Origin of the sequence: Chitinophaga sp. ARDCPP14, assembly GCF_051362515.1 — a bacterium.
Taxonomy (GTDB): domain Bacteria; phylum Bacteroidota; class Bacteroidia; order Chitinophagales; family Chitinophagaceae; genus Chitinophaga.
Map to the genome: position 1 here is coordinate 84,081 of NZ_JBKIXB010000002.1, position 21,568 is coordinate 105,648.

Annotated in this window: 17 protein-coding genes; 3 read left to right on the forward strand and 14 right to left on the reverse strand. The window is 46.4% G+C overall.

What is annotated here, in order from left to right; translation table 11 throughout:
• Positions 1-147 precede the first annotated feature (147 nt).
• From atpA to ACLHR0_RS04945, 7 genes are all read right to left on the reverse strand, one after another.
• A complete protein-coding gene (gene atpA / locus ACLHR0_RS04915) occupies positions 148-1,725 on the reverse strand; it encodes a F0F1 ATP synthase subunit alpha (RefSeq protein ID WP_370908415.1) in 1,578 nt (525 codons plus the stop codon).
• Positions 1,726-1,807: 82 nt separating this feature from the next.
• Positions 1,808-2,368, reverse strand: a complete 561-nt coding sequence (gene atpH / locus ACLHR0_RS04920) for an ATP synthase F1 subunit delta (RefSeq protein WP_370908416.1) — start codon at positions 2,366-2,368, stop codon at positions 1,808-1,810.
• Positions 2,369-2,423: 55 nt separating this feature from the next.
• Complete coding sequence (gene atpF / locus ACLHR0_RS04925; RefSeq protein ID WP_370908417.1) at positions 2,424-2,918, reverse strand: F0F1 ATP synthase subunit B; 495 nt, start codon at positions 2,916-2,918, stop codon at positions 2,424-2,426.
• A 125-nt stretch (positions 2,919-3,043) separates the two neighbouring features.
• Positions 3,044-3,301: an ATP synthase F0 subunit C gene (atpE, locus tag ACLHR0_RS04930; RefSeq protein ID WP_079471016.1), complete on the reverse strand. Its 258-nt coding sequence runs from the start codon at positions 3,299-3,301 to the stop codon at positions 3,044-3,046.
• A gap of 93 nt (positions 3,302-3,394) precedes the next feature.
• Positions 3,395-4,543, reverse strand: coding sequence for a F0F1 ATP synthase subunit A (gene atpB, locus ACLHR0_RS04935; protein ID WP_429042183.1), 1,149 nt, complete (start codon positions 4,541-4,543; stop codon positions 3,395-3,397).
• A 238-nt stretch (positions 4,544-4,781) separates the two neighbouring features.
• Positions 4,782-6,542, reverse strand: a complete 1,761-nt coding sequence (locus tag ACLHR0_RS04940) for an ABC transporter ATP-binding protein (RefSeq protein WP_429042186.1) — start codon at positions 6,540-6,542, stop codon at positions 4,782-4,784.
• 133 nt (positions 6,543-6,675) lie between these two features.
• Positions 6,676-8,874, reverse strand: coding sequence for a hypothetical protein (locus tag ACLHR0_RS04945; protein ID WP_429042189.1), 2,199 nt, complete (start codon positions 8,872-8,874; stop codon positions 6,676-6,678).
• Between the two features lie 379 nt (positions 8,875-9,253).
• Between ACLHR0_RS04945 and ACLHR0_RS04950 the strand changes: the two genes are divergently transcribed.
• Together ACLHR0_RS04950 and ACLHR0_RS04955 are read left to right on the forward strand one after the other, a co-directional pair.
• Positions 9,254-9,937, forward strand: coding sequence for a response regulator transcription factor (locus ACLHR0_RS04950; RefSeq protein WP_079471020.1), 684 nt, complete (start codon positions 9,254-9,256; stop codon positions 9,935-9,937).
• Positions 9,938-10,111: 174 nt separating this feature from the next.
• Positions 10,112-11,161 carry a sensor histidine kinase gene (locus tag ACLHR0_RS04955; protein ID WP_168771500.1) on the forward strand — a complete coding sequence of 350 codons (1,050 nt, stop codon included), beginning with the start codon at positions 10,112-10,114 and terminating at the stop codon, positions 11,159-11,161.
• A 5-nt stretch (positions 11,162-11,166) separates the two neighbouring features.
• Here ACLHR0_RS04955 and ACLHR0_RS04960 read toward each other — a convergent pair whose 3' ends face one another.
• Positions 11,167-12,495 (reverse strand): porin, encoded by a 1,329-nt coding sequence (locus ACLHR0_RS04960; protein ID WP_436485105.1) that lies wholly within the window; start codon positions 12,493-12,495, stop codon positions 11,167-11,169.
• Between the two features lie 172 nt (positions 12,496-12,667).
• Between ACLHR0_RS04960 and ACLHR0_RS04965 the strand changes: the two genes are divergently transcribed.
• On the forward strand, positions 12,668-13,588 hold the full coding sequence (locus ACLHR0_RS04965; protein ID WP_436485107.1) for a helix-turn-helix transcriptional regulator: 921 nt from the start codon (positions 12,668-12,670) through the stop codon (positions 13,586-13,588).
• A 6-nt stretch (positions 13,589-13,594) separates the two neighbouring features.
• Here the strand turns inward: ACLHR0_RS04965 and ACLHR0_RS04970 are convergent, their stop codons facing one another.
• The 6 genes from ACLHR0_RS04970 to ACLHR0_RS04995 all read right to left on the reverse strand — a co-directional run bounded on the left by ACLHR0_RS04970 (position 13,595) and on the right by ACLHR0_RS04995 (position 21,545).
• Entirely contained in the window at positions 13,595-15,079 is a 1,485-nt protein-coding gene (locus tag ACLHR0_RS04970) for an MBOAT family O-acyltransferase (RefSeq protein ID WP_429042200.1), read from the reverse strand.
• A complete protein-coding gene (locus ACLHR0_RS04975; RefSeq protein WP_436485109.1) occupies positions 15,066-16,352 on the reverse strand; it encodes a GDSL-type esterase/lipase family protein in 1,287 nt (428 codons plus the stop codon). Before ACLHR0_RS04975 ends, ACLHR0_RS04970 begins: the two co-directional genes overlap by 14 nt.
• A complete protein-coding gene (locus ACLHR0_RS04980) occupies positions 16,324-17,724 on the reverse strand; it encodes a hypothetical protein (RefSeq protein WP_429042209.1) in 1,401 nt (466 codons plus the stop codon). The genes ACLHR0_RS04975 and ACLHR0_RS04980 overlap by 29 nt, the downstream gene beginning before the upstream one ends.
• Positions 17,725-17,744: 20 nt before the next feature.
• Entirely contained in the window at positions 17,745-18,320 is a 576-nt protein-coding gene (locus ACLHR0_RS04985) for a glucosaminidase domain-containing protein (protein WP_429042212.1), read from the reverse strand.
• Positions 18,321-18,614: 294 nt separating this feature from the next.
• A complete protein-coding gene (gene aspS / locus ACLHR0_RS04990; RefSeq protein ID WP_429042215.1) occupies positions 18,615-20,366 on the reverse strand; it encodes an aspartate--tRNA ligase in 1,752 nt (583 codons plus the stop codon).
• A gap of 144 nt (positions 20,367-20,510) precedes the next feature.
• Complete coding sequence (locus tag ACLHR0_RS04995; RefSeq protein ID WP_436485112.1) at positions 20,511-21,545, reverse strand: NAD(P)/FAD-dependent oxidoreductase; 1,035 nt, start codon at positions 21,543-21,545, stop codon at positions 20,511-20,513.
• Between the last annotated feature and the right edge of the window lie 23 nt (positions 21,546-21,568).

Genomic DNA, 21,568 nt, shown 5'->3' on the forward strand with positions numbered 1-21,568 from the left:
TTATAAACCAAATAATCCCAAAGAAACGGATAAACGCTGGTTTCTCCGGTATTGACCTTTGATTAATTTATTACAGTACATGCACAAAAAAGCACCCTTTACCTGACGGTAAAAGGTGCTTATATTTTTAGCGATGAACGCTGTTATTTATGCGAATCTTGGCTTCAGTTCATTTGCCAGTGTAACCATTTTCTTCAGGCCATCTTCCGGCAGGTTACCTTTCTTGAATTCTCCGAGTACTTCCGGTAAGCGCACCTGCATTTCATTCAGGAAAGCTTCTTCAAAAGCACGTACCTGTTTAACAGGAACATCACGCAGTAAACCGTTTGTACCCAGGTAAATCATAGCTACCTGTTTTTCTACGGCGTACGGACTGAACTGTGCCTGTTTCAGGATTTCCACGTTACGGGCACCTTTATCGATAACTGCTTTGGTAGCAGCATCCAGGTCACCACCGAATTTGGAGAAAGCCTCCATTTCACGGTATTGTGCCTGATCGAGTTTCAGGGTACCAGATACTTTTTTCATGGATTTGATCTGCGCATTACCACCCACGCGGCTTACAGAGATACCTACGTTGATAGCAGGACGGATACCGGCGTTGAACAGGTTACCTTCCAGGAAGATCTGGCCATCGGTGATGGAGATTACGTTGGTAGGGATGTAAGCAGATACGTCACTTGCCTGTGTTTCGATGATAGGCAATGCGGTCAGGGAACCACCACCTTTTACCAGGTGTCTGATAGATTCAGGTAAGTCGTTCATCTGTTTTGCGATGGCATCATTGCTGATGATTTTAGCAGCACGCTCGAGTAAGCGGCTATGCAGGTAGAATACGTCACCAGGATATGCTTCACGGCCTGGAGGACGTTTCAGCAACAGGGATACCTCACGGTAAGCAACTGCCTGTTTGGACAGATCATCATAAACGATCAGTGCAGGGCGACCTGAGTCACGGAAGAATTCACCGATAGCAGCGCCGGCAAATGGAGCGTAGAACTGCAGCGGTGCAGGATCAGCAGCGTTGGCAGCTACGATGGTAGTGTAAGCCATAGCGCCTGCTTCCTGTAATGTTTTCATTACACCGGCAACAGTAGATGCTTTCTGGCCAATTGCTACGTATATGCAATAAACAGGTTTACCTGCTTCATAAAATTCTTTCTGGTTGATGATCGTATCAATACAGATAGCTGTTTTACCTGTCTGACGGTCACCAATTACCAGCTCACGCTGACCACGACCAACAGGGATCATCGCATCAATTGCTTTTACACCTGTTTGCAGTGGTTCTTTTACTGGTTCACGGTACAGAACACCCGGTGCTTTACGCTCCAGCGGCATTTCATACAATTCACCTTTGATAGGGCCTTTACCATCGATAGGTTCACCCAGTGTATTGATTACGCGGCCAACAACACCTTCTCCCACGTTAATGGAAGCGATCTTTTTGGTACGACGTACTTTATCACCTTCTTTAATACCTGCTGACTGACCCATCAATACCACACCCACGTTGTCTTCTTCCAGGTTCAGTGCAATTGCTTTTACGCCATTGCTGAATTCAACCAGTTCACCATAACCTACATTGCCCAATCCGTAAATGCGGGCAATACCATCACCCACCTGTAATACAGTACCTACCTCTTCCAGGTCGGCAGAAGCATTGAAGTTGCTTAACTGCTGGCGTAAAATCGCCGAAATTTCATCAGGTTTAATATCAACCATAATTATGATTTTAAAAAAAGTCGTTAGAGAAAATTAGTATAACGACAACAGCTTTGCGTGTACGCAGCGGCTGCTGTATAGATTAACGTAAGTCAGATACGTAAATATTCTTGTTAAACTGTTGTTTAATATCTTTCAGATCACGCAGGATAGAAGCATCGAACAACTGATCATTTGCTTCCAGTACAAAACCTCCGATCAGGTCAGCATTCACGGCTGTTTCCAGCTGGATCTGCTGTGTTGTTTCGCTGGCAATTTTCTGTTTGATCACGTCCAGGGTAGCATTATCCAAAGCAACAGCCGTGGTGATCTTCACCGGGCTGATGTTTTTCAGTACCATGTACTGGCGTGCAAACTCAGTGGTCATTTCAGCCAGTGCGCTTTCACGGCCTTTGGTCACCAACAGGTTGATAAAGGAAATGGTAGTAGCACTGATGCGGCTTTCAAATATGGCAGCCAGTATCTTCTGCTTTTTATCGGCCTTTATGATAGGGCTTTTAAGCAAACTCACCACATCGGGGTTGCTTTTCATCACCTGTTGTAAGAACAGCATGTCTGTATGCACCACTTCCAGCTGGTTCAGTTCCTGAGCCAGACCTATCAATGATTTTGCATACCGGGATGCTAAACGGGGATTCTGCATATTAAAAAAGCTTTTAGCTTTTAGCTGTTAGCCTTTAGAGCTAATGGCTAATATCTTAGTTCAATTTGATTTCTCCTGCCAGTTGTTTCACGTAACCTTCCTGTGCTGTTTTATCAGCCAGTTCTCTTCTCAGCACTTTTTCAGCCACTTCAATCACGAGGTTACCTACCTGGTTCTTTACATCCGTTAACGCAGCCATTTTCTGGTTTTCGATAGCGGTGTAAGCTTCACTGATGATCTTCTTTGCTTCTGCCTGCGCTTGTGTTTTGGCTTCGCTGATGATCATATCCTTCGCGTCTTTCGCTTCTTTCAGGATCTTGCTTCTTTCAGCTTTAGCTTCCGCCAGCACATGTTCATGTTCAGCTTTCATCTGGGCCATTTCTTCCTTTACTCTTTCTGCAGTGGCGATAGAGTCAGTGATGGAACCTTCCCTTTCCTTCAGGGTAGCGAGGATGGGGGTCCAGGCGAATTTTTTCAGAATCAGGAAAACGACGATGAAAATGAATAATGAAATAAGAAACAAGCCTAACGCGGGTTGCAACAGATCCATATAATTAGAATTTTATTATTTTTTGATGTTGATATTTTCTGATTTCAGGTAGTTTGACGGTTTGTCTGTAACAAAAGATTACTGCATCCATTGCCCTGTGCGCCGGATGCAGTAAAAAGTTTGGCTTACAGAACTACCGCCAACAGACCAGCGATTACACCGAAGAGAGCAACACCCTCAACCAGCGCAGCAGCCAGGATCATGTTCGCACGGATGTCGTTAGCAGCTTCCGGTTGACGAGCGATAGACTCCAGCGCGCTTTTACCGATGTTACCAACACCAATACCAGCAGCGATAGCCGCGATACCAGCACCAACAGCACCACCAGCTTTAGCCAGACCAGATGCAGCAGCAGCCTGCAATAAAATAGACAAAAGTGCCATAATGAATATGTATTTGAATTATAAAAAATTTCGATTTAATAAAGCGGTTGGCATTTAACTTTTGGCAAAGGCTAAAAGCTAATTCCTGTATACTTAGTGATGAGCTTCGTCATGCGCACCTTCCATTGCCTGGCCAATAAATACGGCTGTCAGGTTAGCAAAGATGAACGCCTGGATAAATGCTACCAGCAATTCCAGCATCATCATTACAATGTTGAACAGAACAGTGATAGGCAGGAAGCCGTAACCAGCTACCTTATTTAAAGATCCGAAGATGAACACCAGGGATATAATACTCAGGATGATAATGTGACCTGCCAGGATATTGGCAAATAACCTGATCATCAGTGATACTGGCTTGGTAAATACGCCGATCAACTCTACCGGCGCGAGGATAAACTTAACCCCAAACGGAACCGGAGGATTGAAAATGTGACCCCAGAAATGTTTGTTGGTACTGAACATGGTAGCAATAAAGCTGATGATGGCCAGTGCTGCCGTTACTGCCAGGTTACCCGTTACGTTGGCAGAACCAGGCAACAGACCTAACAGGTTGTTTATCAGGATAAAAAAGAATATAGTCAGAATAAAAGGCGTATACCTTTCTGCATGTTTACCGGGAATATTAGGCTTTACCACTTCATCACGCATAAAGATGATCACCGGTTCCATCAGGCTCTGGAAACCTTTAGGGGCTTTCTTGGAACCACGTACCCTGTAAGCCTTCGCTACATTCAGCATCAGGATTACCAGCAATACGGCGGCAATGATCATGGAAGTGATGTTCTTCGTCATGGAGAAATCATAGATTGGCTCACCGGTAGGATTGCCATTGGCGTCTACTGCGATCACTTTGCCATCCATGTATTTGGCCGGATCCAGTCCTTTTTCGTGCAGGTAGTGCGCGTTTACCAGCTGGTAACCATCGTACGCTGCATGACCATGCTCAAATTTAGAAGACGAAAATACTGACGTGCCCCGTGCAGGATTGTAAATGATCACTGGTAACGGAACAGTTACATGGTTATCTCCAATGCTGAACAGGTGCCAGTCGTGGGCATCCTTTACGTGTCCCAGAATAACTTCCTTAGCATCAAATTTTTTAGGCTCACCTTCTTCTCCCCCCTTACCTTCTTCTCCTTCATGAGGTGCAGCTGCTGCCGTTTCATGGTGGGAAACTTCCTGTGCAAAGGAAAAATTACTAAAACTGTGAAGGCCTAAAACCAACACAAGTGCTACCATTCTATGTTTGAACCAATTGAAAGAAATCACCGTTTTCTGAAATTTTGCGCAAAGATACTCGTTTTTATCTTCAAAATTAAGCGACTACGGAAAAAAAGTAAGATATATCGTAATTATACTGATAACCAGATGCTTGTAATTAAAAAACGCCCGTTTTTTTCCACAAAAAAAGGCCGTTGAAATCAACAGCCCGTTAAAGTATTTCATATTAATATTTTTCTAATTCATTTTACCCTTCTTATACCTTACTCACATTAAACTGCATACTATGCAGTTTGAAATAAAACCCTTCCAGCTTCAGTAACTCTTCGTGGGTACCCATCTCCTTAATTTCCCCTTTGTCCAGCACGATAATTTTATCGGCCTTGCTAATCGTAGAAAGGCGGTGGGCAATGATGATGGCGGTACGGTCGGCTATCAGCTTGTCGATCGCCTGCTGGATCATCATTTCCGACTCGGTATCCACAGAAGATGTAGCCTCATCCAGCACCAGGATAGCCGGATCATACAGCAAAGCCCGTACAAACGAAATCAGCTGCCGCTGCCCCAGGGAAAGGGTGCTTCCCCGCTCCATCACCTGGTAATCATAGCCGCCGGGCAGCTGCATAATGAAATCGTGGATCCCGATCAGCCGGGAAGCCTCCTCTACCTTCGCCCTGCTGATATTGCTGTTATGCAACGTAATGTTATCATAAATGGACCCGGCAAACAGGAACACATCCTGCAATACCACGCCTATTTTGCTGCGTAACGACTCCAGGGAGTAAGCCGGCAGATCAATATCATCGATCTTAATACTTCCTTTCTGAATTTCATACAACCTGTTCAGGATACTGATAATGGTGGTTTTACCGGACCCGGTATGACCTACAATGGCCACTGTATCGCCCGGGTTTGCATGAAAGCTGATATTCTTCAGCACATAACGATCATCTATGTACGCAAAGCTTACATTATCAAAAGTAATGGCGCCTTTCATCTTCTCAGCGCTCTGGTGACCTCTGTCCGGGATATAATCTTGGTTATCAATTACCTTAAACACCCGTTCACTGGCTACCATACCCATCTGCAGCGTATTGAACTTATCTGCCAGCATCCGCAGCGGGCGGAACAACATATTCAGGTACATGATAAAAGCGATCATCACTCCCTGGGTAACCTCGTAGTTCAGCACTTTATTAGCGCCCCACCAGACCATTAATCCCAATGAAATGGCCAGGATAATTTCCACAACCGGGAAGAAAACGGAATAGGCAAAAATAGCGTCAATATTCGCTTTACGGTGTTCCTTGTTAATATGTTTGAAACGGGCAAACTCCCTTTTCTCCGCGGTAAATGCCTGCACCACCACCATTCCTGTAAGGTGCTCCTGCACAAAGGCATTGAGCGCCGATACCGCATTACGGACCCGGTAAAACGACTTATTCACACTTTCCTTAAAAATATAAGTAGCAAAGATCAGTATAGGGAAAGGTGAAAGGCTGATGAGCGTCAGACGCCAGTCTTCCATAAACATCACCGCCAGTATGGCGATGATCATCAGCAGATCCGCCACTATAGAAATAATCCCTTCGGAAAACACATCATTGATCGCCTCAATATCATTGATGGTCCTGGTGGTAAGCGTACCAATGGGGGTTTTGTCGAAAAATGCCAGGTTCAGGTGTACGATCTTTTTATAGACAGTTACACGCAGGTCCTTTACTACTGACTGCCCCAGCCAGTTGGTGAGGTAGGAAAAATAGAAGCGGACCACTGTTTCCAGCAATAACAACCCTATCTGTACAATGGTCACCAGGATCAGCATCTGCATCAGCTGCCCCGCTATATACTTATCTACCGTTACCTGGATCAGGTACGGGCGCAGCGGGGAAATAGCGGCCAGTACAACCGTTAATATCATGGAGATGTAAAAGGATCGTTTGTAAGGAGCCGCGAATGAGAATATGCGCCGTAATAAACTGAAATCAAATACTTTCTTTACCGCAAGATTTTCCAATGTGCCAGGTTTAAACTACTCAACAAACCTACGATAAAAAATAATTACGCCGGAGGTTTGCAGGCAACACCGGAATACAAAAAAAGAAAGGCGCAGGGGTCCTGCGCCTTCCGGAAATATGCTGATAAATAACTTACTTCTTTTCGTCCTTCATAATTTGCTTGTAAGCCTTAATGAATATAGCTCCAAGGTTTTTATGAGGTGGTACATAATCGCTGAAAAGGTCCTTGTTGCGGGCATCTCCTGCAAATTTCTTTGTCAGCTGGGCCCACATGATCACCCAATCCACATTTTTACCGGAACGTACCTGATCTTCCAGGCTGTGGATGATCGGTTCATTTACAAACCGGGTACCTACCTGTTTGGAAGAAATGATATGCGCTTCGGGTGACTTTTCCAGTACAGTAGCCAGGTTATGATAACCGCCGCAGGAACCGAGCACGACTATCTTAGCGGAGCTCTGGAGGTTTTCCAGGGTGGTATTGATATGATAACTGTGGCCACGGTGAATGAAAATGGTAGGGTGAATATCGTTTTCATCCAGGTATTCCGACAGTTTGGATATTGCTTCTTTATCCGCAGGTTCATCGGTGGGCAGGTTCGCATAAATAGTAGTGGCTTTCCCTTTTAGCGAAGTAATGGTGGCCCAGTATTTATTTTTGCTCACTTTCCAGTCGGACGAAGGGAAATTAGTCATGAAGCTGGCGAAAGATTCCTGCCCGTCCTTATCTCCATAAAAAAACACCTGCTGATATACCCTGCCACTGTCGCTTTCCAATGTGTTATAGGTAACGTAGTTGATAGGCGGCAGCTGGAGCTTGGCAGCCATATCGGTGGCTTTGGAAGAATCGTTTTCTGATTTTGACTCCGTTTCAAACAGGCTGCTGAGCAGTTGATAAATCACTGTACCGCGTTTATCACTGTGTTTTTTTACATAGTTCAGGTTCTTCTTTACTTCTACACGGAGGAATTCCAGCAGTTTCTCATCGCGGATACTACCAAAGGAGTTGGCCACGTCTACCGCATCTTCCAGGTCTTCGGTTTTTTCCAGGTTCTGCACATATTTCTGCATGAGATAATTGGAATTTTCCGGCGCCATGGATTTCAGGAAATGATCCAGGGTATTGAAACCGGCCGCCATGGCAATAAACTTTTTGAAGCGGTCGAAATTCACTACCATCAGTAAGCTGTCGCCGCGCGGAGGTTTCATGCGAAGCATCATCTGGTCATATAAACCGGCGTTGCTGTGATTGGTGTAGCTGGAGGTATACAGTTCTTCCTGGCCGTTGATGATCAGGTAGTAGAGTTCTTCCGGTGTGAAATTTTTAACGATGGCAAACCTCACTGGGGCGGGTTCTTCATGCAGGTCGTTTACCGTACGGATATACAGTAATGATTTTGCCTGCATGTTTTCCATCATGGCTTTCAGGCCGAATGGGTTTTGTCCATCAGCTTTCAGCTTCTGCAGGGCGATATTGGACTTCACCATTTGCTTGAAATACTGGTAGTCGTTATCCACAACGGCCTCCAGCTTCTCAACGGTAGTGGTGCCTGCCAGGAGCTCATCTATGAAGGGTAATATCTTGGTGCTTTGGGACGACTGCCCAATGCGTACGATCTGCTGTACAATAGGATCCTGGTTACGCTTGACGGCATTAGCCATTGGCGTATAGGAGGTGGCGTAGGTAAGTACCTGGTTGGGGTATTTACGGGCTACGGCGGCTACAATGGAATCGGTGCCCGGATAGTTGAGATAGTCTCCCAGCTTAGGCATTACAGTTTCCAGGTTATTGAAGGCATATTTAGTGAATACCTGTCCCCTGGCTTCTTTGTAGCCGGGATTATCCTGGAAGGATTCGATGATCTTTTCGGATGCCTCGAAGGAAAGATTGCTGATGTAGGGCAAAATGCTCTGACCTTTGATATCTGCACGCATCATATTGCGGAAAGCCGCTATCATAGCAGGCGCTTCTTCCGGATCGATGTTACGGCGCGACCGTTTCTGATTATAATCTTTCAGCGTTACGTAGATAGCAGAAAGGTATTTTACTTTCAGCCGGTGATCCAGTGAATCGTTATCCTCTATCTCCTGCTGCATATCGTCCACTTCCTTGATCAGGGCGTTGGTTACCTGCAAGTTGGTGGTTTGATCATCAGATACTTTTACGAGATCGTCTGCTTTACCATCGAACTTGGCGGCAGCGGCCTGTTCTTTATCGATGTTATCATGAAATCCCTGTCTGCTGATTGGAATCGGATGGTGGCTGCTTTGTGCCTGTATTTGGCTGACTGCCAGGACCGTCAGCGTCACTATTAATAAAAATCTTCTCATACTAAATGGATCTTTTCGCAAGGACCAGATAGCAAATTTACAACCAAATACAGAGTTTGCCAGCACTTCGTTGCTATCTTTTGTTTTTTAGCGGGAAATATATCTTAATTATTCTATCTATAACTAAAACTGTTATCCATGACCAGCATCTGATTGAAAATAAACACGAAAAAGAAGGCCGTTGTTCAGCATGATCATAATCACCTTCCTATGGATGGCGGATAATTGACATATTAATACAGCATTGTTATTTGACGTACCTTGCCGTGGAGCGCGGAAAACCAGTCTGATATTGAATTAACAATTTCATAATGTTAATTTTCCATTAATCACGGAGATGGCTTTATAATTTTGTCCCGTCTTTTTAAAAGCAAAATTTATGATAGACCAAGCGGTTGCAGGAAAAATTCTGGTAGTAGATGACGAATTGGATATTCTGGAAATCATCAGTTACAATCTCAAAACAGCGGGTTACGATACCGTAACGGCGAAAGACGGCAGCGAGGCTATCCAGAAAGCAAAAATATTCAGACCGGATCTGATTATGCTGGATATCATGATGCCGAACAAGAACGGGATTGATACCTGCCGCGAAATCAGGAAAATCCCTGAGTTCAAAGATACAATGGTATTGTTTTTAACTGCGCTCAACGATGAGAAATCCGAAGTAGACGGGCTGAACATGGGAGCCGACGATTACATCGCCAAGCCCATTAAACCCAAATTGCTGGTAAGCCGCATCAATGCGCTTTTCCGCCGTTTGCACAAACCCGAGGAAACCCGCGTAACACTGGGCGACCTGATCATCGACCGGGAAAAATTTACGGTTACTTACAAAGGACAGGAAATCATCCTGGCAAAGAAAGAATTTGAATTGCTGCAGTTGCTGGCATCTAAACCCGGCCGTGTATTCCTGCGCAACGAAATCCTTAACCAGGTATGGGGTACCGAAGTGATTGTGGGCGACCGTACCATCGATGTACATATCCGCAAAATACGCCAGAAAATAGGCATCGACCTGATCACTACCGTAAAAGGCGTTGGCTATAAATTTGAGATGTAGTCATCCGCCCTGTTAGCCTTTGGCTGTTGGCCTTTCAGTGCCGGCAGCCCGTCCGGATCCCACCAAAACATTGTTCTCCGGCAGCTGAATGCTGGCGGTCAAAAGCCATTACTGTTGTCAAGTAAAAAATTTAAAGTAATTTCCCATTATTACCTTAATTACTCACTTTGGAGTATGTTTAAAGCAAAAAACCTGTCCCCCCAGAAGTTAGCGGGATTTACAGCCCTTGTGATATCAGCCGTCATCGCATTGGGCAGCCTGGTGATAGATGGCAATTGGAAAGTAGTAGTGGGAGCCTTTGTGCTGACTTTCCTGGTATCCTATTACCTCTATCTTTATACCCTGCAGAATTTTATTTACAGGAAGATAAAGCTGATCTATAAATTCATTTACCAAACAAAAGCGTCCAAGAGAGAGGAGTTTTTCCAAAAGAATATTCTTCCCCTGAAAACCATTGAAGAAGTAAGTGAAGATGTGGAAAAATGGGCCAGCCAGAAAAAAGAAGAACTGGACAACCTGCGCCGGAATGAAGAGTTCCGTAAGGAGTTCCTGCTGAACCTTTCCCATGAGCTCAAAACGCCTATTTTTGCCGTTCAGGGCTATATTCACACCCTCCTCGATGGCGCATTGGAAGATCCCAATGTAAATAAGCTGTTCCTGAAAAACGCCACCAAGAACATCGACCGCCTTTGCCGGCTGATCGACGACCTGGACGAAATATCCAAGCTGGAAAGCGGCGAAATGACCGTGAACGCAGAAGTATTCGTGATCCAGGACCTGATCAAAGATGTATTTGATACCCTGTCGCTGAAAGCCAATACCAAAGGCATTAAGTTCAGTATCAAAAAGGGCTGTGAAGCGCCGCAGCCGGTATACGCCGATAAAGAAAAGATCCGCCAGGTACTCATTAACCTGGTAGATAACTCCATAAAATATGGCAAACCCGACGGACATACCATTGCCAGCGTTTACAGCATGGATGGAAAAAGGGTGCTAATAGAAATTTCCGATGATGGCATCGGGATGGCGGAAGAACACCTGCCGCGTGTATTTGAGCGGTTTTACCGTACCGACAGGGCGCGCAGCCGCGATATTGGCGGCACCGGGCTTGGACTTGCCATCGTAAAACACATTGTGGAAGCCCACGACCAGTCCATTACCGTACGCAGCAAACCTGAAATAGGCAGTACGTTTGGATTTACCATGGAATCCGGAAGAGAATAAAATAATCAGAAACGGTATTGCATCCTGCAGGTAAGCACATTATCCTTTAGGTCGTCCTTGTACCCTTCCAGTTCAGTGCTTTCGTTGGTCACCCAATCGTAATACACCATGAACTTCAGGTGTTCGTTTGCATAATACAGGTAGCCGATGCCTACGGTATTGTAGCGTATATCCGCGGGGGTAAGTCCTGCGCCCGGAGCGCCGATATCTTTACCTTTTACTTTTGTATTGGGATCGTACCAGTCATACTTCAATACGGCCTGGTGTTTTGCGTTGCCGAGGTTTTGAATATAATAGAGATAGGCCCCGTCGAAATTGCGGATATAAAGGGGCAGCAGTCTTCCTTCCGGTCCAACCGGTATAACGCCCGGCGTTTCCGTGGTAAGTGCAGTAGCTGTTTGCCGTCCGCGGAGATACTCCGCCCGGAACTGGGTGAATCCCTTCCCTTCCCCGTTGGAAATTTTCCATTGCACATCCGCGCCGTAGTAATGCCGGGGCGCAATTTTCCCGATATTGGATACGGACGAATCCACTGTAAAGACGGGCTGCCCATTGGCGGTACCCATGGTATGGATCTGTTTTGTAAACTGCTGCATGCCGCCGTACAGTACAGATGCACCGCCCGATAACTGGCTTTGGGTGCCCTTTATTTTCCGTGGCTTAATAGATATGCGGCCTATAAAGTCTTTATGACTGTCGAAATCAGTGGTAGCTGTAAGCCCCTGCCCGTTGAAAGCACCCGCATCTATTTTCAGGAAGCGCAGCGGATGATCCTTGCGGCGGGGTTCAAAAGATATCATGGCGCCAAGATCGCGCTCCGTTCTCATCAGGATCTGTGACATCCGCCCACGCTCAGGGGTTTCACGATCCGCCGATGACAGGTTCACCTCATAACCAAAAGGACGGGCAAACATCCCTCCCACCAGCGAGAATAAATTGAATTTCGTCTCAAAAAAACGACCATAGAAATCACGGATGTTCACTCCCCGCTCTGTTCCATCAAACTGGAAAGCAAACTGCACTATCGGCATATCCTGTTTGTTGTAGCGCTCATAATCCACCCGGATACGCCCCCGCCGCAGGGTAAAGCGATTATCCACTGCGGTGGGGAAATTTCCTGCCGCATACCCCTGGGCACCCCTCGACTGCGCCATCTGGAATTCGGGCTGGATATAGCCGCTAAAACGCAATGCATCGTACTTCATGTACATGGATATCATCCCCTTTCCCATTTCAGTGGTAGTGTCTATCATATCCATCAGGAATTGCGCACGGGCAGTTCCCGTGAAACATAACATCAAAATAACGATCGGAATAATTCTGGCAGTGCGCATCAGGTTCTGAAATTATTGCGCAAAAGTATAGAATTAGCCTTTATTTAATCCAGTTGTTTAAACCGGAAGGGCTTAAATCGTTAATAGCTCGTTAATCCGCTCCCGTTCCGGCCGGCTCACCTGCTGCCGGCAGACTTTCGTGTAAATTAGTTTACTCCAAAAATATGCGTCCATGAAAACATCAACTTTTAACCATTGGGAAAAGAAAATACAACAGGCGATTGCCCTTTCCCATGACGATCCGCAGGGGGATCGCGGATTGAAAGAAGTAGCTGCGCTGATCAGCGAATCTGTTGGCAACTTCTCGCACAAGTTTGTAGAAATGTATGGGATGTCTTATATCCATTTTACTAAGCTAAGAAGATTGGAAGCGGGCGCAGGGTACCTGCGTCACAGCGATTACAGTGTAGGAATGATCAGTGAATTGTGCGGATACACGCAATCCAGCTTTACCAAAGCTTTCCGGGAATTCTTTGACGAAGCGCCCATCAGCTTCCGCAACAGGCTTTACCTGATAAATGAAAAGAATACCCTGGCACGCACAAAAATTGCTTCTACTCCACATGATGATCCGCAGCATGTTATTTTCACCCCGGACCGGACCGAGGACATAAAACTGCAGGATTACCAGCTGTATTATAATATCCTCCCACGGACGGGCGACCCGGTAAAAACAATGGTGGACTACCTGGGGATTTACCAGAAGCAGCTGTATGCCATTAAAACTTCCCTGGAACTGCCCGGCGCCATGATCATCACCGGCACACTGGATATCGTACCTGTTACCGACTATTCAAGGATGTTGATGTATGTAGGTATTATGATTCCCCTGCAAAATGAATACGATAAAGCGCATAACCAGGTACGGAGTTCATTCCAGGAGCCCTTCAGTCTTTTTACGAAACGTGTTCCGGCAGGCAACTACAAAAAGCTACCGGTGCCCATGAGCTTTGCAGCCGCAGGGTTGCCCATGTACGAGTTCATTAACAACAGCTGCCGGGCAGGATATTTCAAAATGAGCGGTAACCATTTCTTTATTTCACTCACCGGCGAAAACGAATCTGAAATCTACATCCCCTGGCAAAAAAGATAAATCATATTAAAACTGGAAGTAAATCGGGATCATAGGTTGCGTGCTTTTCACCTGCACCAGCAACCAGATGAAAGCTACCATGATAGCTACGCTCCCGGCTACAGGGATGCGTCCCAGTATTTTCTCTACAGAAAACTCCACTTTTGAAGGCAGGAAGTGCAGGATGAAACCCAGTACCATTACCCAGAATACAGCGGTATAACCATTGTATAACTCCAGGGCAATTTCAGGCTGGAAGTCGTATACCACCTGGTGGATCAGCGACCATGCATCGTGGAAGGTAGATGCCTTAAAGAACACCCAGCAGAAACACACAAAGTGGAACGTGATGAGCACTCCCATAACCTTCAGGAAACTGGCTTTCCATCCGGTGATCACTGTTTTACTTTTCTTCAGATAGTCGATACGCACTTTATCCAGTGCCAGCGCACCGCCGTGCATCGCCCCCCAGAAAATGAAGTTCCAGCTGGCGCCATGCCAGAAGCCACCAATCAGCATCGTCAATGCCAAGTTAACATACTGGCGCACCCTGCCTTTGCGGTTACCACCCAGTGGTATATACAGGTAGTCTCTCAACCAGCTGGACAGCGAGATATGCCAGCGGCGCCAGAACTCTGTAATGGAAGAACTCTGGTAAGGAGAATCGAAGTTAGGCGGAATCTTAAAGCCGGTCCACCGGGCAATACCCAGCGCCATATCGGAATAACCGGAGAAGTCGCAATAAATCACCAGCGCATAACCATACACACCTATCAAACATTCCAAACCCGTATGCTTGCTGGGATCATCAAATATGTATTGTACGAAGTTCTGGTAAATGAAATCTGAGATCACAATCTTTTTGAACAATCCCCCCATGATCAGGTACATCCCCTTGCCAATGTCTTCAGAACTGAGACGGTAAGGCATAGAGATCTGCGGGATAAAATCTGCCGCACGCACAATAGGCCCCATCATCAGTTTCGGGAAGAAAGACAGGAAGAAAAGATAATCCATGAAATTATCCACCGGCTTAATTTCATCCCGGTAAACATCTATGGTATAGCTCAGGTTTTCGAAAGTATAAAAGGAGATACCAATGGGCAGGATCAGCTTCAGCGTGGAAATATGCCCCGCTGTAACGTCGTTGATCATCCCTATAAAGAAGTTGGTGTATTTGAAATAAAACAGCAACCCTATATTCAAAAAGATGCTCAGTATGAGCAACGATTTCTTCACTTTTTTGTCGGGGCTTTCATGGATCCATCTCGACAAATTAAAATCCACAATCGCTGAAAGTATGACCAGTCCTACATAATAGCCGCAGGCTTTATAAAAGAAGTAAAGCGAGAATACTGTATACACCCATACCCTTGCGGTTTTACTCCTGCTTACCAGCAGGTAACACATCAGGAATAGCGCAAAATAATAAAAGAAGAACCCACTATTAAAAAGGACCGGGTCTGACTCATGGTACGACAGTTCGTATAACAGTTTATTAATGTCGATCATCGGAGGTTACTGGATTTTTCTTTGTTTGCTGTAGATAATGTGTATAAGAACGTTGCAGGGCTTCATACAATAGTTGTCCCTGTAACTGATATCCCCGTGCATTAAAATGAATATGGTCGGGCGCCCATGTTCCTGCAAATCTACCTTTCTGTGCTTTATTCACCGCATTAAAATTCCAGCAGGCAATACCATGTTGACGGGCATAGCCCATGATTTGCTGCGTCACCATAGAGATATATGGGTTGGGATAATACGCGGTATGATATATTGTTCTGTATTTCTTTTTGCCTATTTTCTTCCGGGTGGCTTTCCGCACTGCGCGCATACAATCCGGTGGTGTGGTCAGCAGGATATTTACGGAAGGATCTTGTTCGCGGATGAGTGTTACCGTTTTATCTATTTCATCCCTGAAGGCCAGCGGGTCCATTCTGCCGCCATAGGCTTCATTGGTACCCAGGGAAATGATGACCAGTTTTGGTTTCAGCACGGCCATTTGTGCCAGCAGGATGTTGCTGATTTCGTTGTAATGTTGAAACATCGCACCGTTGATGCCAACGCTGTGATACAGCACTCCGTTGCGGCTGTTTTCCATAATGGCGCCATAAAACCGGAAAGGACCGCTCCCTGTGCCTTCCCACCTTGCCTGGAAAGATTGCGACGTTTGTAAAAAATCGAGGGTGGCTTTGCTCAGAGTGGAAGAGCCGGGAAAAGGTGCAGGCGTTACCGTTACAGTAGCATCCGGTACTACCAATGTGTTGTTGGTATTTCCGGCATCATACAGCAGGGTTACTTTACGGAAGTTATTGTCCATAGATCCGTCCGTTTTGCCGGAGAAAGACAATGTGGGCGCATCGTTCTGGGAAATGATGGTAATAGCGCCAGGACCCAGCACATCAGATTTATTGCGGTCTACCACCCGTTCCGATGCCCATCTCGCAGTGCTGTTCCACTTGAAATCTTCCGGGCCATTGGTGCCGGCCAGGTTATATGGAAAAACAAATCCCCTGCCCGCATAACCAAACTGGTTCTGCAACAGGGACGCCACCGTTAGTGAAAAAAAACCTGCCTGCACGTGGGAATCGCCCAGATGCAGAATGGATATTACGTTACTATCTGCCTCATGGAGCAGGGAAAATACATTGTACAAGGCAGTGTCCTGCTGGATAGCCCCGGCATCTGCTGATTGTTGCGCATAAGTTCTAAACCCGCTGAGTATCAGTAAAAGCACTGCCACCCATTTTGTGCTAAGGTTGTTGTGCCTGACTGTATTCATTCATAATAGCTTTGTAAAGCAGCGATCCCACTTTGGCTGCTCCCGTCCTGTTAAAGTGTGTATAGTCCTTGTTGGCCATCACCGTGTCTCCCTCTACCCACTTTACCATGGCGCCTTCTCCGCCCATAGCGGCAAAAAGGTTCCAGTAGGCTGTACCATGACCGGCGGCCAGGTTATGCTGTACTTTCAGCAATGCTTCCACACCGGGTGCGGTAATATATTTATCAGCTTTTCTGTAAGATTTATCGGCAGTACCAATGATCAGGAATGAAGTCGCCGGCAGGTCCTGGCGAAGTGAGTCCATTACTTTCTTCATCGGTCGCTCATACCAGCTGTAGTCAGTGAGCTCCGGTCGGAACAATACATTGGCGCCGTAATGCATTACTACCAGGTCGTAAGGACGTTCCTGCTGCATGCGGCGGACCATACTGGCGGACAAGCGGCCCAGTTCCACGCCGCTGATACCTCTGAACGAATAATTATCCACATAAACACCATCCCCGTTTTCAAAACAAACACCATAAAAAGGCATAGCGCTTCCGGCGTTGCGGAGCGTTACCGAAGTAGCGCCGGTATCCTGTTGCAGGTCAAGCCGGTTCACCGGTGCTGCGCCAGAAAGCGTGTAGGCTTTGTCGTTAATAGTAACCGCGCCGGCTTCAGCAGGGCCGTACAGTATGGAGACCTCCCGGAATTTGTCGAGCAACGGTTTTTTCACAGGAGAATACTTCACCCAGCTGTTTCCGCCCGGATAAAAGGTATGCCCTGATAAACCCAGGGTAACGTTGGATGGTGGTGAATTCTTGTAGTGATAATCTTTCCAGTCGGTTGAAAAGGTATGTGTAATGGTAGTTCTGAAAGATGCTACCACAGAGGTTACGGGAACAAACCCCACGCCGCCGCCGCCGAAGTAATGTTGCAAGCTGTCGCGCAGGTCGCCGGTAATCAGGTCGCCTTCAATCATGGAGTCTCCGAAATAGGCGATCCTTACTTTGCGGCGTTTACCGGCTTTCAGTTCTTTGAGGGCAGCGAGGAATTGTTTCATTCCTACAATGGAGTCGCCAGGTACGGGGGAAGCGTATTCCATGATACCTGTATACGACATAAAGTCGTGGGTATGGTCTGGATTAGGCACATGCGGATTAGCGCCGGTGCTGTCTAAACCAGAAAGCTTACTGCTGTCGTTGCCGGCTGCAGTAAGCTTTTGTTGGTCCGGGGAAGTAGCATTTGTTCTCAGATCTGACAACATATCCAGCTTCCGGAATTGAAAGTCTTTGTATGAAAAGGTGTAATTGAGCTGTGACAGCCCTACTACGCAAACTAAAGTTCCAAGAATAATATAGAACGGATAGGCAGACTTATTTTTGCCGGACATAGTTTATGATCTGTTGCACATCACTGATCGCCTGCTGCCGGCATGCCTACGGTTAACCATTTTTCTGATTCCGTTGCCACGCTATCCATACCTGCGTCCAGCTTATACAATTTATAGCGGTTAATAATATTTGTCACTCGTCTGATCCATTCATGGCCGGCAGATGAATAACCGCTATGGTTCATTTTCTTGAGCCACAGTGTAAATTCGGGGTTTCCCTTCATTTCGCCGAACCACTTTTTGCGTGCCAGTACTTCCACAAAATGCTCATAGGAAGCCATGTCTGACACATATTGTTTGTACACGGACCGTGCTCCTGGCTTTGCCTTGGAAATGCTATTTTTCCCTACAATTCCAAAATGGTTGTGCAACAACTTTGCGTTTCTACTTGTTCCGGTGCCTGATTCCAGCATCGCTATTCCGAGAATAACGCTTGCCGGGATACCAGTTTCCTGCATTAATTCTACAGAAACCGGTTTAAATTTCTTTAAATAACTGTTTGTGGATTGTTGTGCAAACCCAACATTGCTGAGCATTAGCAATAATAACACCGCACATAACCATACTGTCCTCTTAAAGAATGTTGAAATTCTCATGGTAGTATTTTTTGATACAGGTGATAGTTCCTTCTTTGTTTTCAGCATCATTTCTTACCTCACATATCAACGATGATCACACCGCAATATTACTTTAAAAATTTAAATAATACGTCGTTCTCTTTTTCTTATCTAACCCGTTAATCTCTTGTTAAAAAAAATTGTACCTCATATTTGTGTCAATCCCCTTTGATGCGGCAGTTGGCCATATCAAAGGGGATTTTAGCGACAAAAAGCATTCTCTTTTGCAAAGACCATGCCGGCAATAGCAGCTTCTGCCATTTAATCAGTGGCTTATTGCTTTACCAGGCTGATCTTCAATTCGTTAAGCTGTACCTGGTCTATCGCAGCAGGCGCATCCAGCATTACATCGCGTCCGGAATTATTCTTCGGGAAGGCGATAAAGTCACGGATACTTTCACTGCCACCCAGCAGCGAACAGAGGCGGTCGAATCCGAAAGCGATGCCTCCATGCGGCGGTGCGCCATATTCAAAGGCGCCTAACAGGAAGCCAAATTTATGTTCTGCCTCTTCCCGGCTCATTCCCAGAGCTGCAAACATTTTCTGCTGCAGGTCGCGCTGGAAAATACGGATGGAGCCACCACCTACTTCTGTGCCATTTAAAACTATATCGTAGGCGTTAGCCTTAATTTTAGCGTATTGTGAAGGATCATCCATCAGCGAGATATGTTCCGGCTTTGGTGATGTAAACGGATGGTGACGGGCCACCCAGCGGTTTTCCTCTTCGGCGTATTCAAATAACGGAAAGTCTATTACCCACAACGGTTTAAAGTCGTTTTTGTTGCGTAAACCGAGGCGTTCACCCATTTCCAGGCGGAGTTCGCTGGCTGCTTTACGGGTACGCTCTTCCTTGCCAGCCAGCACCAGGATAAGGTCTCCGGGTTGCGCCTGACATTTTTGCGCCCATAATTTCAGCTGTTCTTCGTCAAAAAACTTATCCACAGAACTCTTCAATGTACCATCCGCGTTATAACGGACATAGATGAGCCCGCTCATGCCTATCTGTGGGCGTTTTACCCAGTCGGTCAGTTCATCCAGCTGTTTGCGGGTGTACTCGGCACAACCTTTAGCTGCAATCGCTACCACCAGTTCCGCGTCGTCAAATACTTTAAAGCCTTTATTCTTTGCGGTATCATTCAGGTTTACCAGCTTCATTTCAAAGCGGATATCCGGTTTATCGTTACCATAATATTCCATGGCATCATCGAATGTCATCCTTGGGAAAGCATCCGGGAATTCGATTCCTTTTATTTCCCTGAAGATATGCTTCAGCATATGCTCAAAGGTAGCCAGGATATCTTCCTGGTCCACAAAGCTCATTTCACAGTCGATCTGTGTGAACTCCGGCTGGCGATCTGCACGCAGATCCTCATCCCTGAAGCATTTCACGATCTGGTAGTAGCGATCGTATCCACTCACCATCAGCAATTGCTTAAAGGTTTGCGGCGACTGTGGCAGCGCATAGAACTCATTGGCGTTCATGCGGCTCGGTACTACGAAATCGCGGGCGCCTTCCGGGGTAGATTTGATCAGGAAAGGCGTTTCTATATCCATAAAACCAGCGGTGTGCAGGTAGTTACGTGCAGCACGTCCTACCTGGTAGCGCAGTTCCAGGTTTTGTCTTACGATGTTACGGCGCAGATCGAGGAAGCGGTATTTCATCCGCAGCTCATCACCTCCGTCGGTATCATCCTGCAAAGTAAAGGGCGGTGTTTTAGCCGCATTGAGGATGGTAAAATCGCTCACGGTGATTTCAATATCACCAGTGGGAATGTTTTTATTTTTACTGGAGCGCTCGGTTACGGTACCTTTTACCTGGATCACAAATTCACGACCAAGTGGCTGTGCATCCAGTTTTGCGTTCAGGCTTTCACCGAACAGCAGTTGAGTAATACCATAACGGTCCCGCAGGTCAAAAAAATTGATGCTGCCAAACTTTCTTACTGTCTGTATCCATCCGGCCAAAGTTACTTCCTGGCCCACCTGTTCCATTCGTAATTCCCCGCAAGTGTGCGTCCTATACATGCGTAAATAGTTGATTTAGTTAGTTTTATGGTTGAATTACGGGACAAGTAATCATCAATTGGCGACCACTATCCAGTTGTTCACTTATACCCATAAGGGGGGCAAAGATACGGTTTGGATCGGGCATTTTATGCCCGGTGTATGTTAAAAATATCGTACGAGGTCTATTTCCGGCATCAGTGGCGCATCAGCAACAAGCACATCCCTGAAATGCGCCGCCATAAAAGGCGCCAGCGAGCATCCCTTTGTGCCTAGCCCGTTAAATAAGCCCACAGACGGTAACGCAGGGTGAAAACCCGCTATTGGTCGCCGGTCGTTTCCCGATGGCCGCACCGACGATAACTGGTCCACTATTTCATAAGGGACCTTCAGCAGCTGTGCGAGGCTTTTTTCCAGCACTTCCCGCTGCTTTGCCGTTGGGTGGTCATCCTCGTAATCCCATACGAAAGAAGACCCCGCCCAGAACAATCCATTGTCCTGCGGCACCAGCGTAATACCTTTCTTTATGATGTCCCCGGTTTCCAGCCCAGGTATCTTCACCAGTAATACTTCTCCCTTATTGGGTAAAAATTTTATCTCCTTAAAAAAAGGAAGCCTGGTAGTACCTACTCCATCGCAGAAGATAACTTTAGCGGCGGCAATATCTTTATAGGTAACCCCATCTTCCGTAATTTCCAGGTCCGCCACATCCAGGTGAGTTTCCAGCAGCGCCTCCTGTGCCTTTAAATACTGCCGGTAAGCCGGCAACAATGCACGGAGGTTCACCGTAGCGCCATGTACAATGGCTGCACCATGGGGCTGATCCAGGAACGCTTCATATTTCAGTGCCGCTGGCAGCTCCGTATATTCATTGCCGGTAGTCTTGTTTAGGAAAGCTTCCCGCATTTGCAGCGAAGGGAAAACCGTCCACAGCTGACGTTCCGTGAAAACCGGCACTTGCAGCAGATCCGACAGCGCAGTGTATGTAGCTTTTGCGAAAGGATAAATGGTATCATACATCCAGGCCGGTTCAAACCTGCGGCCCGATACCGGGTTCATGATCCCGCCAGCTACCCTGGAAGCGCTGTTTGGCTTTGCATCATCAATAACAATTACTTTTTTCCCTGCCTGCAAGAGGAACCAGCTTAACATGGTTCCCGCAATTCCCTGCCCTATGATAAGGTAATCTGCTTTCCTCATAGCCTCAAAATTAGCAATAAAAA

What these genes read in the sequence shown, in the direction of transcription:
- atpB (WP_429042183.1), bottom strand. Translation starts at nt 4,543, where the DNA reads ATGGTAGCACTTGTGTTGGTTTTAGGCCTTCACAGTTTTAGTAATTTT.
- ACLHR0_RS04970 (WP_429042200.1), bottom strand. Translation starts at nt 15,079, where the DNA reads ATGATCGACATTAATAAACTGTTATACGAACTGTCGTACCATGAGTCA.
- atpF (WP_370908417.1), bottom strand. Translation starts at nt 2,918, where the DNA reads ATGGATCTGTTGCAACCCGCGTTAGGCTTGTTTCTTATTTCATTATTC.
- ACLHR0_RS04955 (WP_168771500.1), top strand. Translation starts at nt 10,112, where the DNA reads ATGTTTAAAGCAAAAAACCTGTCCCCCCAGAAGTTAGCGGGATTTACA.
- ACLHR0_RS04975 (WP_436485109.1), bottom strand. Translation starts at nt 16,352, where the DNA reads ATGAATACAGTCAGGCACAACAACCTTAGCACAAAATGGGTGGCAGTG.
- atpA (WP_370908415.1), bottom strand. Translation starts at nt 1,725, where the DNA reads ATGGTTGATATTAAACCTGATGAAATTTCGGCGATTTTACGCCAGCAG.
- ACLHR0_RS04950 (WP_079471020.1), top strand. Translation starts at nt 9,254, where the DNA reads ATGATAGACCAAGCGGTTGCAGGAAAAATTCTGGTAGTAGATGACGAA.
- ACLHR0_RS04995 (WP_436485112.1), bottom strand. Translation starts at nt 21,545, where the DNA reads ATGAGGAAAGCAGATTACCTTATCATAGGGCAGGGAATTGCGGGAACC.
- ACLHR0_RS04960 (WP_436485105.1), bottom strand. Translation starts at nt 12,495, where the DNA reads ATGCGCACTGCCAGAATTATTCCGATCGTTATTTTGATGTTATGTTTC.
- aspS (WP_429042215.1), bottom strand. Translation starts at nt 20,366, where the DNA reads ATGTATAGGACGCACACTTGCGGGGAATTACGAATGGAACAGGTGGGC.
- ACLHR0_RS04985 (WP_429042212.1), bottom strand. Translation starts at nt 18,320, where the DNA reads ATGAGAATTTCAACATTCTTTAAGAGGACAGTATGGTTATGTGCGGTG.
- atpE (WP_079471016.1), bottom strand. Translation starts at nt 3,301, where the DNA reads ATGGCACTTTTGTCTATTTTATTGCAGGCTGCTGCTGCATCTGGTCTG.
- ACLHR0_RS04980 (WP_429042209.1), bottom strand. Translation starts at nt 17,724, where the DNA reads ATGTCCGGCAAAAATAAGTCTGCCTATCCGTTCTATATTATTCTTGGA.
- ACLHR0_RS04965 (WP_436485107.1), top strand. Translation starts at nt 12,668, where the DNA reads ATGAAAACATCAACTTTTAACCATTGGGAAAAGAAAATACAACAGGCG.
- atpH (WP_370908416.1), bottom strand. Translation starts at nt 2,368, where the DNA reads ATGCAGAATCCCCGTTTAGCATCCCGGTATGCAAAATCATTGATAGGT.
- ACLHR0_RS04945 (WP_429042189.1), bottom strand. Translation starts at nt 8,874, where the DNA reads ATGAGAAGATTTTTATTAATAGTGACGCTGACGGTCCTGGCAGTCAGC.